Origin of the sequence: Desulfosporosinus paludis, assembly GCF_045689965.1 — a bacterium.
Classification (GTDB): Bacteria; Bacillota; Desulfitobacteriia; order Desulfitobacteriales; family Desulfitobacteriaceae; genus Desulfosporosinus; species Desulfosporosinus paludis.
The window spans coordinates 1,725,448-1,741,648 of sequence record NZ_CP144211.1 but is presented as its reverse complement, the minus strand read 5'-3'; the positions used below and the strand labels follow the sequence as shown (position 1 = coordinate 1,741,648).

The 16,201-nt window shown below is 44.8% G+C and carries 17 protein-coding genes, 1 pseudogene and 2 riboswitches; of the genes and pseudogenes, 16 read left to right on the top strand and 2 right to left on the bottom strand.

The features are described from left to right. Nucleotides 1-25: 25 nt before the first annotated feature. The 16 genes and pseudogenes from VZF35_RS08915 to VZF35_RS08840 all read left to right on the top strand — a co-directional run bounded on the left by VZF35_RS08915 (nucleotide 26) and on the right by VZF35_RS08840 (nucleotide 13,427). Nucleotides 26-316 carry an autorepressor SdpR family transcription factor gene (locus VZF35_RS08915; protein ID WP_407312879.1) on the top strand — a complete coding sequence of 97 codons (291 nt, stop codon included), beginning with the start codon at nucleotides 26-28 and terminating at the stop codon, nucleotides 314-316. Beyond that, nucleotides 303-971 (top strand): SdpI family protein, encoded by a 669-nt coding sequence (locus tag VZF35_RS08910; RefSeq protein ID WP_407312876.1) that lies wholly within the window; start codon nucleotides 303-305, stop codon nucleotides 969-971. The genes VZF35_RS08915 and VZF35_RS08910 overlap by 14 nt, the downstream gene beginning before the upstream one ends. Before the next feature lie 147 nt (nucleotides 972-1,118). Continuing rightward, nucleotides 1,119-1,203: riboswitch (cyclic di-GMP riboswitch) on the top strand. An 85-nt stretch (nucleotides 1,204-1,288) separates the two neighbouring features. Continuing rightward, entirely contained in the window at nucleotides 1,289-1,759 is a 471-nt protein-coding gene (locus VZF35_RS08905) for a chemotaxis protein CheW (protein ID WP_407312874.1), read from the top strand. A gap of 30 nt (nucleotides 1,760-1,789) precedes the next feature. Next, a complete protein-coding gene (locus VZF35_RS08900) occupies nucleotides 1,790-2,380 on the top strand; it encodes a hypothetical protein (RefSeq protein WP_407312872.1) in 591 nt (196 codons plus the stop codon). A gap of 17 nt (nucleotides 2,381-2,397) precedes the next feature. Beyond that, entirely contained in the window at nucleotides 2,398-2,604 is a 207-nt protein-coding gene (locus VZF35_RS08895; RefSeq protein ID WP_407312870.1) for a hypothetical protein, read from the top strand. 105 nt (nucleotides 2,605-2,709) lie between these two features. After that, nucleotides 2,710-2,811, top strand: a riboswitch (purine riboswitch). A 296-nt stretch (nucleotides 2,812-3,107) separates the two neighbouring features. After that, on the top strand, nucleotides 3,108-3,911 hold the full coding sequence (locus VZF35_RS08890) for an FAD binding domain-containing protein (RefSeq protein WP_407312868.1): 804 nt from the start codon (nucleotides 3,108-3,110) through the stop codon (nucleotides 3,909-3,911). Next, nucleotides 3,896-4,346, top strand: a pseudogene (locus VZF35_RS08885) ((2Fe-2S)-binding protein). Before VZF35_RS08890 ends, VZF35_RS08885 begins: the two are co-directional and overlap by 16 nt. Before the next feature lie 56 nt (nucleotides 4,347-4,402). Continuing rightward, on the top strand, nucleotides 4,403-6,646 hold the full coding sequence (locus VZF35_RS08880; RefSeq protein ID WP_407314545.1) for a xanthine dehydrogenase family protein molybdopterin-binding subunit: 2,244 nt from the start codon (nucleotides 4,403-4,405) through the stop codon (nucleotides 6,644-6,646). 299 nt (nucleotides 6,647-6,945) lie between these two features. Beyond that, nucleotides 6,946-7,287, top strand: a complete 342-nt coding sequence (locus VZF35_RS08875) for a MazG-like family protein (protein ID WP_407312866.1) — start codon at nucleotides 6,946-6,948, stop codon at nucleotides 7,285-7,287. Between the two features lie 205 nt (nucleotides 7,288-7,492). Continuing rightward, nucleotides 7,493-7,816: a hypothetical protein gene (locus VZF35_RS08870; RefSeq protein ID WP_407312864.1), complete on the top strand. Its 324-nt coding sequence runs from the start codon at nucleotides 7,493-7,495 to the stop codon at nucleotides 7,814-7,816. 72 nt (nucleotides 7,817-7,888) lie between these two features. After that, nucleotides 7,889-8,884: a galactose-1-phosphate uridylyltransferase gene (gene galT / locus VZF35_RS08865; protein ID WP_407312862.1), complete on the top strand. Its 996-nt coding sequence runs from the start codon at nucleotides 7,889-7,891 to the stop codon at nucleotides 8,882-8,884. Next, nucleotides 8,872-10,050 (top strand): galactokinase, encoded by a 1,179-nt coding sequence (locus VZF35_RS08860; protein WP_407312861.1) that lies wholly within the window; start codon nucleotides 8,872-8,874, stop codon nucleotides 10,048-10,050. The genes galT and VZF35_RS08860 overlap by 13 nt, the downstream gene beginning before the upstream one ends. Before the next feature lie 2 nt (nucleotides 10,051-10,052). Continuing rightward, a complete protein-coding gene (galE, locus tag VZF35_RS08855; protein WP_407312859.1) occupies nucleotides 10,053-11,039 on the top strand; it encodes a UDP-glucose 4-epimerase GalE in 987 nt (328 codons plus the stop codon). Further along, on the top strand, nucleotides 11,036-12,139 hold the full coding sequence (locus VZF35_RS08850; RefSeq protein ID WP_407312857.1) for a M24 family metallopeptidase: 1,104 nt from the start codon (nucleotides 11,036-11,038) through the stop codon (nucleotides 12,137-12,139). The genes galE and VZF35_RS08850 overlap by 4 nt, the downstream gene beginning before the upstream one ends. A 44-nt stretch (nucleotides 12,140-12,183) precedes the next feature. Then, entirely contained in the window at nucleotides 12,184-12,699 is a 516-nt protein-coding gene (locus VZF35_RS08845; protein WP_407312855.1) for a winged helix-turn-helix transcriptional regulator, read from the top strand. Between the two features lie 5 nt (nucleotides 12,700-12,704). Continuing rightward, the gene (locus tag VZF35_RS08840) at nucleotides 12,705-13,427 is read left to right on the top strand and encodes an ROK family protein (RefSeq protein ID WP_407314543.1); all 723 of its coding nucleotides are present in this window, start codon (nucleotides 12,705-12,707) and stop codon (nucleotides 13,425-13,427) included. 125 nt (nucleotides 13,428-13,552) lie between these two features. Here VZF35_RS08840 and mglC read toward each other — a convergent pair whose 3' ends face one another. Both mglC and VZF35_RS08830 read right to left on the bottom strand, forming a co-directional pair. Next, nucleotides 13,553-14,581 carry a galactose/methyl galactoside ABC transporter permease MglC gene (gene mglC / locus VZF35_RS08835; RefSeq protein ID WP_407312853.1) on the bottom strand — a complete coding sequence of 343 codons (1,029 nt, stop codon included), beginning with the start codon at nucleotides 14,579-14,581 and terminating at the stop codon, nucleotides 13,553-13,555. Between the two features lie 14 nt (nucleotides 14,582-14,595). After that, nucleotides 14,596-16,113 carry a sugar ABC transporter ATP-binding protein gene (locus VZF35_RS08830; protein WP_407312851.1) on the bottom strand — a complete coding sequence of 506 codons (1,518 nt, stop codon included), beginning with the start codon at nucleotides 16,111-16,113 and terminating at the stop codon, nucleotides 14,596-14,598. Nucleotides 16,114-16,201: the final 88 nt, after the last annotated feature.

The window sequence follows — 16,201 nt, the reverse complement described above, 5'->3', positions numbered from 1 at the left end:
ATCTTATTTTAAGGAGCGTGATTCAATGCTTAATCTGCCGTTTAAAGCGCTTGCTGATCCTACAAGGCGGAAGATTATTCTTCTATTGAAAGAGCATGATATGACAGCAGGAGAAATCGCAGAACAATTTAATATGACCAAGCCCAGCATTTCACACCATCTTAATACCTTAAAACAGGCCTTATTAGTCACTGATGAGCGAAAAGGCCAAAATATCTACTATTCTTTAAATACGACAGTGTTTCAAGAGGTTATTAATTGGTTTTTTAATGCCGGTCATGTCAATGAAGGAGGACTTAACGATGACGAAACTTAGCAGTTTGTTAAAAAAAGATTGGCCGATTCTGCTTCTAATTGTCTTGGGTTTTGCCCTGGGCGTTTATTTTTATCCCTCCCTTCCAGATAGAGTGCCAATTCACTGGAACGCCCAAGGAGAAGTCAATGGGTATGGGAGTAAATTATTTGGAACCTTTGGGATTCCCTCAATCATTTTAGGTTTGTATATTATGTTTGTGGCACTTCCCTTTATCGATCCGAAACGTAAGAATTATAGCTCCTTTGAATCAACGTATCAGTTTTTGAAATATTTACTGGTTATCTTTTTCCTGGGCATGGAACTGATAACCTTGCTCATCGCTTCAGGAATGGTTGTTAATCGACCTATTCTGATTCAAGTCATGATTTCGCTGCTCTTTATTTTGTTGGGGAATGTCATGGGAAGGCTTAAGCATAATTATTTTATGGGTATTAAAACCCCTTGGACTCTTGCTAGTGAAGAAGTCTGGAGAAAGACTCATAGGCTGGCTGCTCCGTTGTGGGTCTTCGGCGGGATCATTAACATTCTCTTAGCTTTAATGGGAATGACGTTCAATGGCATTAGTTTTATTATAATTTTAGCAGTTATTGCGATTGTGCCGATCGTTTATTCCTATTTAGCCTATCGTGAACTGGGCATTCCTAAAAATCATTAAGATCTCTGACATTCTTTATTGGGAAGTTAGTGTCGAGAAAAAAGTTATAACGAGGAAAATAAAAAGTCGAATTAGTAGATTCGACTTTTTATTTTGACTAGGGACAATTTTCAGATATTTGTGATATAATATCTAAAAAAACTTCGAAGTTGTAAAAGGCAAACTTAGTGAAAACTAATGACGCAAAGCCATGGGTCGTACAGGTTAAGCTGACGATCGTCAGGTCGCCAATTGTAAAGCTTGCCATGCCCTTTTTTAGGGTTTGGCATTTTTGGTTGGCCCACGGAACTAGTTCAAGGAAGAGAGGGGTTAGGCTCATGGACGAAGTGAAACAATTCATTCAGTTTAAACTTGGGCTACAGGATTATGCCGTAGAAATGCGTTGTGTTCGGGAAATTATTAAACCTGTGGAGGTTAAGAGACTCTTAGGTGCACCTGAATTTATCCAAGGGATTGCTAAAGTCCGTGATGGGGTAGTTACTATAGTGGATTTGAGAAAAAAATTTGTAATACCTCCAACGGATGAAGGAGAACCCCGGATCATCATCTTTGAGTCAAGTGAGGAAAAGGAGAAGGAGAAGGTTGGCCTGTGGGTGGATGATGTGGTTGAAATTCTAGAGAGCAGTGCCTTAGAAAAAATCCCCGGTATTATCCACAGGGGAGCTATTCAAGAAATCATCAAAACGGAGGAAGATATTATCCCAGTCATAGATGTTACGCAACTCTTTTCTCATGAGGTTGTAACATGGTTGGGGAGCGATAATTTCGAAGAAGCAATCGTTGAGTGATATAAAGATAAATTAAAGGAGGAATAACAAATGATTGAGGATTATAAACAAATGGTTGATGTGGTTTTTGAGACTGATTTTGGCAAAACCTCAGTTTTTCTTTTTGATCTTGAAAAATATATCTATATTAGAATGGGTTCAGTCATTATGTTGCCGCTTAAAGCCGGTGACCTTTTACCGCCAACCTCTACGTCATTCGAATGCCTTAAAACAGGTGAAAAAGTTGAAAGACAGGTAGGTGCAGAATCCTTAGGGGTTGCGTACACTGGAGTCGCTTATCCCATTAGAGAAAGTGGTGTAATTATCGGTGGAATAGCCGTAACAGGTTCCAACGAAAGAGAATACGCCCTGCAAAATTTACCGTCTTTGGCTAAAGACCTCTCTGAATCCTTAGAACAGGTTTCTGCGGCCATCGAAAATATAGCTATATCGACTCAAGAACTTGCTGATGGGGGACAAGCTCTGACCCTCCAATCACAAGAAGTTAATGAGAAGGCACTGCAAATGGAAGAAGTCGTGGAATACATTAATTCCGTGGCTAGTGACACGAAGGTTCTCGGTTTAAATGCATCGATAGAGGCTTCCAGAGCGGGGAAGCCGGAAGGGGGTTCGCAGTTGTAGCCTCGGAAATTCGGGCGATGGCGGTATCGAGTGCGACGTCTGCGAAAGACATCCGTAAGATTATTGGAGGAATTCAAGGCTTGGTCGGCAAAATGACCCGCGAATTGGAAAAAGTCGGGGGAAGTACTCAGGAAGTTTCTGCTGCAGTGGAAGAAATAGGAGCAACGATCGAATCTTTGTCCTCCTCGGCTAATGCTTTATCTGCTTTGGCTGAAAAGATCTAGTTTGTCCCTGGGCTTTTATAGCGAAGAATCGAACGTTTTAAATATATTAATATAAAACGTTCGAAGAACATATTGACCTGCGTTGGAATTTCTTGTAGAATAACCCTTGTGATAAATAAATATGTTCATATAGTCGCAGAGATAAGGTCTGCAAGTTTCTACCGGACTGCCGTAAATGGTCCGACTATGAGCGAAGTACCTAGCAAATGGACGCTAACTTTTAAGAAAGTTAGTTGAACTTATCCAAGGGCTTATCAAAACACGACATTCACAAAGAGAGTGAACGATCGGTGTTTTTAGTCGTGGCTTAAGCTCAGGCGGGCAGGTTTCTCTCAGTGAATTTGAGTTGAAAACTGTTCGCCTGATTTTTCATTTTACTGTCAGAAAGTATAACTTCGTTAATACTACTGCATAAGAGCGACTAGGCAGCCGCCTAAGCCAGTCAAGTTTTCTTTATTTACATTATTTTTCAGTAGGAAACGACTTCAAGGAGGCCAGCAAGAGTGTTTACAGTTCTTGATATAGCACAACCGGATACGTTAGAAGAAGCATATAAAATTCTTACCCAAAGAAGGAACAATACGATTCTAGGCGGCTGCGCCTTTTTAAAGATGGGAAGCAAGCGCATCGGAACCGGAATTGATCTCTCAAGACTGAAACTGGATTATCTTAACGACGAAGGCGAGTTTATCGAAATCGGAGCGATGGCAAGCTTGAGAGCCCTGGAAACGAATGCTTTCCTGAAGGAGACCTTTAACGGCATCCTCCCCAAAGCTGTGGAGAACATTATCGGAGTGCAATTTAGAAATGGTGTGACAGTGGGGGCTTCTGTTTATTCCAAATATGGTTTCTCTGATTTAGTCACGGCTTTGTTGGCCTTAGACACTGAGGTTGAATTATATAAAGGCGGCAGAATTCCCCTTGAGGTTTTTCTCTGCAATCCGTATGAAAAAGATATTTTGCTTCGGCTCTGGATTAAGAAGAACCAGCGCCGTGCAGCGTTCTTAAGTTTGAGAAAATCGGCCAGCGATTTTGCCGTTTTAAATGTTGCTGTCTCCCGATTAAACGACCAATGGAAGATTGTCGCCGGAGCCAGACCGGGAAGGGCGGCGATTGCTGCTGAGGCCTCCACAGCCTTGAGTCAAGGAACCTTGAGTATTCTGGAAATAGAAGCTGCAGCCCAAAAAGCGGCTGATGAATTATCATTCGGGACAAATGCCCGGGGAAGTGCAAGTTACCGAAAGACTCTTTGTCAAGTGCTTGTTAAAAGAGGAATTATGGAGGTAAAGAAATGCGCATTGAACTAACCGTTAACGATAAATTAGTGACTTGGGATGTAGCAAAGGATGAAGTTTTTAGCTGACACTCTTCGCTCCCACGGGCTTTTAAGCGTGAAGAAGGCTTGTGATACCAGCTGCTGCGGACTGTGTACGGTTTGGATTGACGGTAAGCCGTTTCTGTCTTGCTCCGTTTTGTCCTTGCGGGTTCATGGTAAAAAGATCACAACGATTGAGGGAGTGCCTAAAGCTGCAGAAGAATTTGCCCGCATTCTTACCGCCGAAGGGGCTGAACAATGCGGTTTTTGCAGCCCGGGTTTTATTATGAATGTTTTAGCGATGAAGAATGAACTGATCAATCCTACCGAAGAGGAAATTATTCACTATTTGACAGGAAATTTGTGTCGCTGCACAGGGTACATGGGTCAGCTGCGTGCAGTGAAAGCTTATCTGGGGGTGGCGTAAGGGTGTCAACGTCATGTTTGAAACGTGTGGGGCGGGGTGTTCCTAAAATTGACGGGATGTCCCTGGCGATGGGGAAACCTGTGTACACGGAAGATTTAGTCATGCCTCATGCCCTTGTCGTGAAAATCCTCAGAAGCCCACATGCTTACGCCAAGATAACGAATATTGATACTGCCGGAGCAGAGAACATAGAGGGCGTGGAGTGTATCCTTACCTATAAAGATGTTCCAAATGTTCGCTTTACTTTGGCCGGACAGTCCTATCCTGAACCTTCGCCTTACGATCGCTTGATTCTGGAGAATGTTATTCGTTATGTTGGTGATGAGGTAGCTATTATCGCGGCAGTGGATGAAAAGACGGCTATAAAAGCGATGAAATTGATTAAAGTAGAGTATGAAGTGCTGGAGCCGGTTTTGGATTTCGAACAGGCTATAGGCCATCTGTCTCAGGTTCACCCTGAAGAAGATTTAGAGTGTAATTTTGACATAGGGTTGAACAAGGAGAAGAATATTGCTTCTTCTTATCAAGAAGCCGTAGGTGACGTGGAACAAGTATTAAAGGAATGTGCCGCAGTTGTGGAGGATGTCTACTTCTCTCAAGCTCAGGCTCATGCCATGATGGAAACGTATCGGGCGTTCACCTATCAGGACCATATGGGAAGGCTTGTTGTGGTCAGCTCCACTCAGATTCCTTTTCATATAAGAAGGCAATTGGCCCGGGCCCTTCAGATCCCTGCAAGCAGGATTCGCGTCATCAAACCGAGAATCGGTGGTGGGTTCGGGGGCAAGCAGACGGGGGCTGGGGATGTCTTCGCGGCCCTGGTAACTTTGAAGACAGGCAAACCGGCTCTGATTATCTATGATCGCCAAGAAACCTTCAGCTGCACCACCAGTCGGCATGCTATGAGAATTAAAGTGCGGCTTGGGGCGGATTTGGAGGGGTATATCCGAGCCATCGATCTTCAAGTGCTGTCCGATACAGGGGCTTATGGAGAACATGCTTCCACAGTTCTTGGCTGTGTTGGGCATTATACCCTGCCTTTGTACAATAAAACAACGGCGGTTCGAATACAGGGGAACGCAGTTTACACCAATAAAATGCCTGGAGGTGCTTTTCGCGGCTATGGGGCGACGCAAGGAACTTTTGCTCTGGAATCGGCCGTCAATAAACTAGCGGAACGCTTAGCAATAGACCCTGTGGAGCTCCGATTGAAAAATATCAGCAAAGAAGGGGAAACCTTTCTCACAGGCCAAGGAGTTCTCCTCGGGAGTACCGCTTTAGACCGCTGCATTAAAAAAGGTCGAGAGATGATCGGCTGGAACGAAAAGTTCCCGCGTCAGGAGATGGATTCCGCGAAGGTTCGGGCGGTAGGCATGGCCATTACCATGCAGGGCTCGGGAATAGCCAACATTGGCACAGCATCTGCTGAGATTCGCTTAAATGATGACGGAAACTTTACCCTGCTTATTGGAGCAACGGATATGGGAACCGGATGTGACACAATCTTGAGTCAAATTGCTGCGGAAGTATTAGAGGTGCCCATGGAAAATATTATTGTTTGCGCCGGGGATACGGACAGTTCCCCTTTTGATCCCGGTTCTTATGCTTCCAGTACAACATACCTGGCAGGAACTGCTGTGGTAAAAGCAGCAGGGGAGCTAAAAGGGAAGATTTTGGCCCAAGGGGCTAAGTTCTTAGGGGTTTCTGAAGAAGACGTTGTCTATGAAGAGCTTGCCGTGCGAACTTTGGAAGGAGATCGGGAAATCAGCTTGGCTAAACTAGCCGAGCAAACGATTCTTGGTATGGGAAAACTTCAATTAGTGGGCATGGCAACTCATGGCAGTGAAATTTCTCCTCCTCCTTATGTCGCAGGTTTCGCGGAAGTGGAAGTAGACCGTGAAACCGGTAACGTTGACTTGATCGATTATGTTGCTGTTGTTGACTGCGGAACGATGATCAATCCCAACTTGGCCCGAATTCAGGCTGAAGGAGGAATAGCCCAAGGAATTGGCATGGCCTTGTGCGAAGAAGTCAGGTATAGTGATTCGGGAAAGATGGAAACAAACACTTTCATGCAATATAAAATTCCTTGCCGCAAAGACATCGGTAAGGTACGTGTTGCTTTTGAGGAAAGTTATGAACCGTCAGGTCCCTTTGGGGCCAAGTCCATTGGGGAGGTCGTAGCCAACACCCCGTCTCCGGCGATTGTCAATGCAGTATATAATGCCGTTGGAGTTCAGGTCCACCATTTACCAGTTACCCCGGAGAAAGTCCATTTAGAAATGCAGAAATTGAAATAAGGGTGAGCGGAGATTGTAGGATCAACTATGAAATTTGATGGTAATATTAAACGGACTTAATTAATAATGACTGATAAACCAGAGCAGAAGGCTGCCTTAGACGAGTTTCCTTCGTCGGGCAGTCTTTTACTATTAGTTGTCAGTCCTTTGTTTCTCCAGGGATTTAGAAAGAGAATTGAAGATACTAGGAAAGGTGAACACTAACGGAAGATCCGCTGCCCGATACCGTTAATGCGTTCATACTTCAAGAATGGTATAATAATGCAACGAAGAGATTGATAGGCAGGGGAGGTGCGAAAGTGACAACGAATCCTAAATCCGATCCGGAACAGTACGCTACTAAAACTGTAACCTTACCCCGCTTGAATCGCTTAAGTCCTTCCTTGGAAAGTACGGCACTAAAGATCATGGAGGAATCTGGGGAGTTAGCCCAAGCTATCGGTAAGTTCAGAGGGCTCAGCGGGGAACGTCAGCGCCTTGAGGAAGAGGAGGCCATGCAGAGAGTGGCCCGCGAATTGGTAGACGTGGCTCAAACAGCGGTTACCATGATGTTCGTTCTTGAGGAGCAGTACGGGATTGATCTGGAAACAATTTTGCACGAACATATTATGAAGCTGCGGCATAAGGGGTATTGTGATTAACGTAAAATCAAAGTTTGCTATTTGTAAATTTATGTCATTCCGGGTTACTCTATCTAATCATGCTATTAAATTGGCTTCGAACTCTAATTTGACATAAGTGCAGATTTAAGAACAGATTGTAAATATGTTAATAAGAATTAAATACTGTTTTGAAGTTTTAAAGCGAGGGATTCTCCCTCGCTTTAGTGTTTTTGTTAATTAAGGCATGGAATGTGCATTGGTCATCGAACCCGCGGCAGGGGAAATGTATTCCAAGACGGATCAACTGCTCGGCTTTGACTTGACGTATGGAGCGAATCCTGCCATCCCCTACGTGTTCACCTATTCGGCCAATAATTCAGTCAAGAAAGTCTCCGCAGCGGGCAAAAATACCTCCTTTAAATATGATGAGGGCGGTCAGCAGCTGACCGGACCTTCAAACGTTAACTCCGGCAGCGGATATCATTACCATTACAACGCCAGGGCGACCCCAGCCAAGAGTATTTACATATTCAGAAAAAGTCTCAAAGAATCAAAGGAAATTACTTAATTAATTTAATTTAATATATTATAATAGAACAGAGAGAGGTTAGTTATATTTCTTTTAAAAGGGAGAAGAGTAATGACAGAGCTGCGTTATAATCCTTTGTTAGGGGACTGGACAATGGTCGCGTCACATAGGCAAAATCGTCCGCATCTGCCGAAAGCAGGCTGTCCTTTTTGCCCGGGCTCAGGCAAGGTTCCTGAACATTATGATGTTCTGAAATACGATAACGATTTTCCGGCCTTAGTGCCGGAGCCGCCTGAACCGGATCCTGTGGCGACTTCCCTATATACTGCTGAGAAAGCCTTTGGAAAATGTGAGGTAATTCTCTATTCGCCTGATCATACGATGACACTGCCCGAGCTTTCCGCCGAGCATCTGCAAAAGCTGGTTGATTTGTGGACAGAGCGCTTTGTTGCCTTGAGTCAGGAACCCAATCATGAATATATCATGATCTTTGAAAATCGCGGAGAGGAATGTGGCGTGACGATGCCTCACCCTCATGGTCAGATCTATGCCTATTCTTGGATTCCCTTGAAGATTCGGACGGAATTGGAAAACTGTAAGGCTTACCACACTTCCAATGGGTCTTGTCTAATTTGTGATATGAATCAAGCCGAATTAGAGTTTAAAAAACGGGTAATCTATGAGAATGAGCATTTCTTAGCCTATATTCCTTTTTTTACAGACTACCCTTATGGTTTATTTATTGTCAGCAAAGGCCACAAAACTGCCTTAAGCGATTTTACACGCGAGGAGAAGCGGAGTTTGGCTGAAATACTGAAATATATGACTGGGGCTATGGATACTCTGTTTAACCGATTATTCCCCTATATGATGGTGATTCATCAGCGGCCTGTACACGATGCTTCGGCTCGGGATTTTTATCACTTTCATATCGAGTTCTATACACCTCTGAGGGATGCGGGGAAACTTAAATACTATGCTTCCTCGGAAATGGGTGCTTGGGCGCCTGCCAACCCCCAGTCTGTTGAAGAAACCTCCGAGCATTTACGCAAGGCGTTTCAAGCGTATCTCCAGAGAGAAGGGTGTGTCAGCGAATGCTTGGATTGAACGTACTTCGGGAAGAATTTGAACAAAGGTTTGGGGCAAATGGAGATAAGAGTCGAATATTTTTTGCTCCGGGCCGAGTGAATCTCATTGGAGAACACACAGACTTCACAGGAGGATATGTCTTGCCTGCTGCCTTAACGTATGGGACTTGGGCAATGGTTCGGCGCCGCTCAGACCGAATCGTTCATTTAGCATCGACCAGCTTTTCAGGAATAGCAGAGTTCACCACGGACGAGGTAGTTTATCGCCAGGAAGATGGATGGGCGAATTATCCCAAGGGTGTTTTAGCTGAATTTAAGAAATTAGGCCTGCCCTTGTCTGGCTGCGATATTCTGTTTGAAGGGAATATTCCTAAAGGGGCAGGATTATCCTCCTCAGCATCCATAGAAATGGTGACAGCCATAGCTGTGAAATGCCTTGAGGGGCTCGAATTAACATCCGTCGATTTGACCCGATTGGCACAGCGTGCTGAAAATCAATTTGTTGGGGTTAACTGCGGCATTATGGATCAGTTTGCTTCAGGGATGGGGAAAGCAGGGCATGCTATCCTCCTGAAATGTGATACCTTAGCTTACCGCTATGTTCCCTTATCCTTAGGGGAATATCAGCTGGTGATCACGAATTCCAACAAGCAGCGAAGCCTGACGGAATCGAACTATAATCAAAGAAGGCTGGAATGCGAAGAGGGGATTCGCGTTCTTCAAAACTATCTTTTAGATTTTACTTGCCTGGGGAATGTTACGGTTGAACAGTGGCGGTCTGTTCAGGGGAAGGTAAAAACTCCTGAGGTCAGAAAACGATTGGAGCATATCATCCGGGAAAACGATCGGACACTCGTATCCACAAAAGCCTTGGAAGCGGGGAACCTTCAGGCTTTTGGGGACTTTATGACTCAGTCCCACGAATCGCTGCGGGATTTCTACGAAGTGACTGGGAAGGAATTAGATGCTCTGTTTGAAGAGGCCCGACAGGTGTCAGGCTGCATCGGAACGAGAATGACTGGAGCCGGTTTTGGTGGGTGTACCGTAAGCTTAGTCCATCAAGAGGCTATTGACGATTTTAAAACTCAAGTATCGAAGAGATATGAAGGGAGAACAGGTTTAATTCCGGAGTTTTATATCTGTGATTGTGGTGATGGTGCTCGTAACTATAGAGGAGGTCGATAAAAATGGCAATCTTAGTGACTGGCGGAGCTGGCTATATAGGCAGCCATACCGTTGTGGAATTTTTGACGAAGGGTGAAGAGGTAATTGTACTCGATAACCTGCAAAAAGGGCACCGTGAGGCTGTTATGGCCGGGACGTTCTATGAAGGTGATATTCGGGATACACGGTTGCTGGATAAAGTATTTACAGAACATGACATTGAGGCTGTCATTCACTTTGCGGCTGACTCCTTAGTTGGGGAAAGTGTTCAAGATCCTCTCAAATATTATGACAACAATGTTATTACGGCTCAAAAGTTGTTGGCCGGAATGGTAAAATACGGGGTCAATAAGATTGTTTTTTCATCAACAGCGGCTACCTACGGAGAGCCAGAGTCCATTCCTATTCAAGAACAGGATCGTAAAGAACCGTCAAATCCTTACGGTGAGACGAAACTAGCCATTGAAACGATGTTGAAATGGTGTGATCAAGCCTATGGAGTTAAGTATGTAGCTTTGAGATACTTCAATGCTGCAGGAGCCCATATCAATGGGCAGATCGGGGAAGATCACCGGTCGGAAAGTCATTTGATACCGATTATTTTGCAAGTGGCTTTAGGACAACGGGAGCAGCTTGCAGTCTTTGGGGATGATTATCCAACCCCCGATGGGACATGCGTTCGCGACTATATTCACGTTACGGATCTGGCAAATGCCCATTGGTTAGCACTGCAGAAGCTTAGGCATACTGGAGAGAGCGCCGTTTATAATTTAGGCAATGGAGAGGGCTTTTCTGTACGGCAAGTCGTAGAGAAGGCCCGAGAGGTAACGGGTCACCCAATTCCGACACAAATCGTACCGCGTCGGGCTGGAGATCCGGCAGTACTTATTGCCTCTTCTGAGAAAGCTCAACGAGAATTGGGTTGGAAGCCGCAACTTAATAGTTTGGGCCAGATCATCCAAACAGCTTGGAATTGGCACCGAAATCATCCAAAGGGGTATGCCAAATGATGATCGTTGCCGAGAAGATCGCTAAAATCAGACATCTGATGTCAACAATGAATCTGGATGGCGTCATTCTTCGTCAGCGGCGTAGTTTCTCTTGGTTGACCAATGGAAAAAGAAACCATATTGTAACCACGACTGAGCTTGGTGTCGCCGATGTCGTTGTCCTGCAGGACAAGGTGTACTGTATTACCACCAAGATGGAGTTTGCCCGAATAAAGGAGGAAGAATTAGCTGGGTTCGATTGGGAATGGATTACCCCAGAATGGTTTGAGGGAACTGAAGGGGTGATCAAATCGCTCTGCCAGGGGAAGACAGTAGGAATGGACGTTTATCCGGAGACGATTCCTGATATCAATGGCCGGAATATCAGCAGGGAATTAGCTGAACTGAGCTATGTTTTAGATTCGGACGAGATAGAGCGTTACCGCTGGCTGTCTCGCTCGGTAGCCCAGGCCTTAGAAAAAACCTGCCGAGAGATTAAACCAGGAATGAGTGAATTTGAGATTCAAGCCCTTCTGATCTCCAAAGCAGCTGGTTTGGGCATCCAAACCCCGGTATTGCTGGTAGCTACAGACCAGCGAATCTATGCTTTCCGTCATCCCATCCCTACAGAGAAGAAACTGGAACGTTATGCGATGCTCGTGCTCTGCGGTGAAAAATGGGGACTTATAGCTAATGCTACTCGGTTTGTTCATTTTGGGGCACTTTCTCCAGAACTTCAGAAAAACAAGCAAACTTTGGCCGAAATCGATCTGGCTTTCAACCTGGCAACACGTCCGGGCACGCCGATAAATGAGGTATTTCGACAAGGAATCGAAGCGTATAAAAAATGGGGGTATCCGGATGACTGGCGTTACCTCCATCAAGGTGGACCGACGGGCTATGCTTCCCGAGAGTTTTTGGCGAATCTAGATTCTTTAGGGGTTGTACAGTGCCATCAAGCGTTTGCCTGGAACCCATCCTTAAAAGGACTGAAATCCGAGGATACCCTCTTAGTGACGGAATCGGGACCAGAATTTCTCACGCATACAGGAGAGTGGGAGTATCTTGAGATCGAGAAACACGGCGTGATATATCCTCGGCCTGATATTCTTGTTCGATAAATTGATAAGAACAATGACAAATTGGCAGACGGGGGAGCATTAGAGTGAGCGAATCAATACCGGTAGGAAGTTTTCAAGGCATGAAGTCCTTAAATAAATCGGCCATTCTCAATGTTGTCAGGCAGTATGGCCCAATTTCCAGAGCAAAGATTGCCAAGTTGACAAAGTTGACTCCTCCCACCGTAACCAATCTTGTGGGGGAGTTAATAGAGTCTAAGTTAGTTATCGAGAGCACTTTAGGAGAATCCACCGGCGGAAGAAAGCCTATTTTGCTGCGGATTAACTCTTCCGCATTTTATGTTGTCGGGGTTTATGCCGGCGCAAAACGGTTAAAAGCTGTAACGGCAAACCTTGATGGTAATGTCCTTGCACAGGCTGAAATGAGATATGAAGCAAATCAGACGAGCGATCAGTTTCTTCTGGCCTTGGAAACTGCTGTGGAAAATGTTATGCAGAATACCCATAAGCTTAAAGAGTCTTTTTTAGGTATCGGTGTGGGTATGCACGGACTTGTCGATCCCGAGCAGGGGCTCTCTCTTTTGCTCCCCATCTTAATTTAAGAAATATTCCTATTAAATTTCGCCTGGAAAAGAAATTTCAAATGCCGGTGGAAGTAGAAAACGATGTTCGTGCTCAGGCTTTGGGTGAGAGTTGGTTTGGCAAAGGAGTAGGCATACCGAATTTCATTTGCGTTCATGTCGGAACAGGAGTCGGTGCAGGAATTATTATCAATAATGAGTTATATCGCGGTACTTCGTTTACAGCGGGCGAAATTGGGCATACGACGATTGACAGCAACGGACCAAAATGCAGTTGTGGAAATTACGGTTGTTTAGAAACGATGGTTGGTGGGGCTGCGTTGGCCCGCAGAGCACAACAAGCGATTCGATTCGGTAAAGAATCCATTCTTGAACAGTGGGTTCAAGGTGATTTAGATGAGATTAATGGGGAAATGCTCTGCAGAGCAGCCCAACACGGGGATTCAGTGGCAGAAGAAGTTTTAGCAGATACAGGTCGTTATCTTGGAATTGGGCTTGCTAATCTTATCAATACACTTAATCCGGCGCTCATAATTCTAAGTGGTGGGGTATCCAGGGCAGAACACTATCTTCTGAAACCATTAATTAAGACTTTGGAAAAGCGAGCTTTGACCAAACCGGCCAATGCAGTTACGATTGCCATCTCAGAGTTGGGTGAAAATTCGATTGCCATAGGAGCCTTTACTCTGGTTTTAAATAAATTGTTTACTCCAACTGGTTTGGGGGATGCACTTAATTCGCTCTTTTAATTTTGAGATTAAAAATAGGGTAGTAACGGACTATTATAAAATAGTTGTTACTACCCTATTAATATTTTGAAGATTTCGGTGTGGGCCTATGCGTCCATAAGCCTTGAACACCGATTCTCCAATAGTTATTTCTTAGTAAGATACTTTCGAATGTCAAAGGCGACAGCAGCAATAATAATCAAGCCTTTAATGATTAGCTGCCAGTAGGGGTTAACCCCAATATAAGTAAGTCCGTAGTTAATAACTCCGAAAATTAAGACACCGACGAGCACGCCTGGTACTGTGCCGATTCCTCCAGCGGTGGATACCCCTCCTACAACACATGCGGCGATGGCATCGAGTTCATACATGTTGCCATAATTACTAGTGGCTCCCCCTGTTCGGGCAGCCTCCATCACTCCGGCCAAACCGTAGAGGGCTCCGGCAATGGCGTAAACATAAAGCAAGACCTGCTTGACGTTGATTCCGGAAACAATAGCCGCTTGAATATTTCCTCCAATGGCGTACATACTTTTTCCGAGACGCGTCTTGTTAAAGATAACCCAGACAATGAAGGCAACGATAAGCGCGATAATCACGATATAGGGTATGGAATAAATGCCTGTTCCGATATAACCGCTCCCAAGGTCGGTTGTAAAATCCGGTCTAAGCCCACCAATCGGCTGGGATTGATTAGGTTTCATATCAAAGTAAAGGGAGTTAAGGCCGTACACTGCGACCATTGAGCCTAACGTGGCAATAAAAGGAGGGACACTGAACCGGGAAACAATTAGGCCGTTAATTGAACCTACAAGAAGTCCAACGAATATAGCGATTAACACCGGCACCCATATGGGCAGATTAGGCAGCCCAGGGTAAAAACGGTGTGAATACTCTTGGATTTGCAGCATGGAAGCGGATAAGACCGCTGCGAACCCCACCATTCGACCCGCTGATAGGTCAACTCCACCAGTGATCAGAACAAAAGCAGCTCCTAAAGCGATAATAGCTCGAGTTGATGATTGCAGTAAAATGTCCCTGAAACTATTGATCGATAAAAAGCTTGGGTCTATGGCCGCAATGCCCAAAATAAGAATCACTAGCACAAAATAAATCGCATACTGAAAAAAGAAGCTACCTGCTTTTTTAGCACTGGTATCGTTACTTTTTGCCATAAAAAGACCTCCAGTCAAACCATAAACTTTGTTGCGAGGTGCATAATGTCTTCTTCGGTTCTGCTTTTTCCTTCCAGAATACCGGACATTCGGCCTTCACACATAACCATGATCCGGTCCGACATACCGATAAGTTCGGGCATTTCTGAGGAAATCATGATGATGCTCTTACCCTGTTGAACCAATTCTGTGATGACAGAATAAATTTCGAATTTAGCGCCAACGTCGATTCCACGGGTTGGTTCATCCAGCATAAGGATTTCAGGTTCAGTCAGGAGCCACCTCGCTATTAAGACCTTTTGCTGATTTCCACCGGAGAGATTCTTAATCTGGGTCCTTGAGGAAGGGGTTTTAATACGCATTTGATCGATGCTTTGCTGGACGTCTCGCCTCATTGTTTGGTGGTTGAGAAGAAAGTAAGGGGTAATATAACGATTCATGTTGGCCATTACCGTGTTTTCAACAATTGGGAGTACGGGAAAGATTCCCGTTGCCCGGCGCTCCTCTGTAAGCAAGGCGATCTTGTGCTTTTTTGCATCCATGGGAGATTTGATTTTCACTTGCTTTCCGTTAACGATGATCTTTCCCGAGGATACAGTCCTCAAGCCGAACAATGCTTCCATCAATTCTGTTCTCTGAGCCCCCACAAGCCCACCTATCCCCAAGATTTCCCCTTGTCGCAATTCAAAAGAGACATCTTTAAACGCTTTGGGGAAGGGCGAACTTAAACCCTCAACCCGCAGTACTGTTTCCCCAGGAGTGTTGTGGCGTTCGGGAAAGCGCTGTGTAAGATCACGTCCAACCATTTTCGAAATGATCAAGTTAGTCGTCAACTCCGAAGCCGGCCATGTCCCGATATGTTTTCCATCGCGCATAATGGTCACGTCATCGGATATTTCGAGGATTTCCTCGATTTTATGTGAAATGTAAATGATCGATACCCCTCGACTTTTTAAGGAACGGATAATTTTAAAAAGTTGTTCCACTTCATTTCCTGTCAAAGACGAAGTAGGTTCATCCATCACAATGACCTTGGCTTGGTGAGATACTGCTTTGGCAATTTCAATCGACTGGATTTTGGATACAGACAGAGTGCCAACAAGGACGCGCGGATCAAGATCCATTTCAAGGTCTTCAAATAAGGTCACGGAATCCTGATACATACGTTTATCGTCGATCAATTTTAGTGGTCCAAAGCTTTTGAGAGGAAAACGACCGAGCCAAAGATTTTCCATCACACTTCGGCGCGGTACTGGATGGAGTTCTTGATGAATCATAGAGATACCATGATCCAGCGCAGCTTTGGAATTGTCGATCTCAACGTTCTTTCCATTTAAAAGAATTTCTCCAGCGTCAGGCTTATAGATCCCGAAAAGGCATTTCATAAGGGTGGATTTCCCTGCACCGTTCTCACCCATCAGGGAGTGCACTGTACCGGGTCGTAACTGTAAGGTGACATTGTCAAGTGCCTTAACGCCGGGAAACTCCTTAGAAATATTCCTCATTTCCAGTAAGAATTCATTTTCAGGCATTTTGACCCTCCTGTAATCAGTGCTTTCCAAGAATTTTGATTATTACAGTTCCTGCGTAAGTGAAAATCTAAAAAGCAAGGGGGAATCG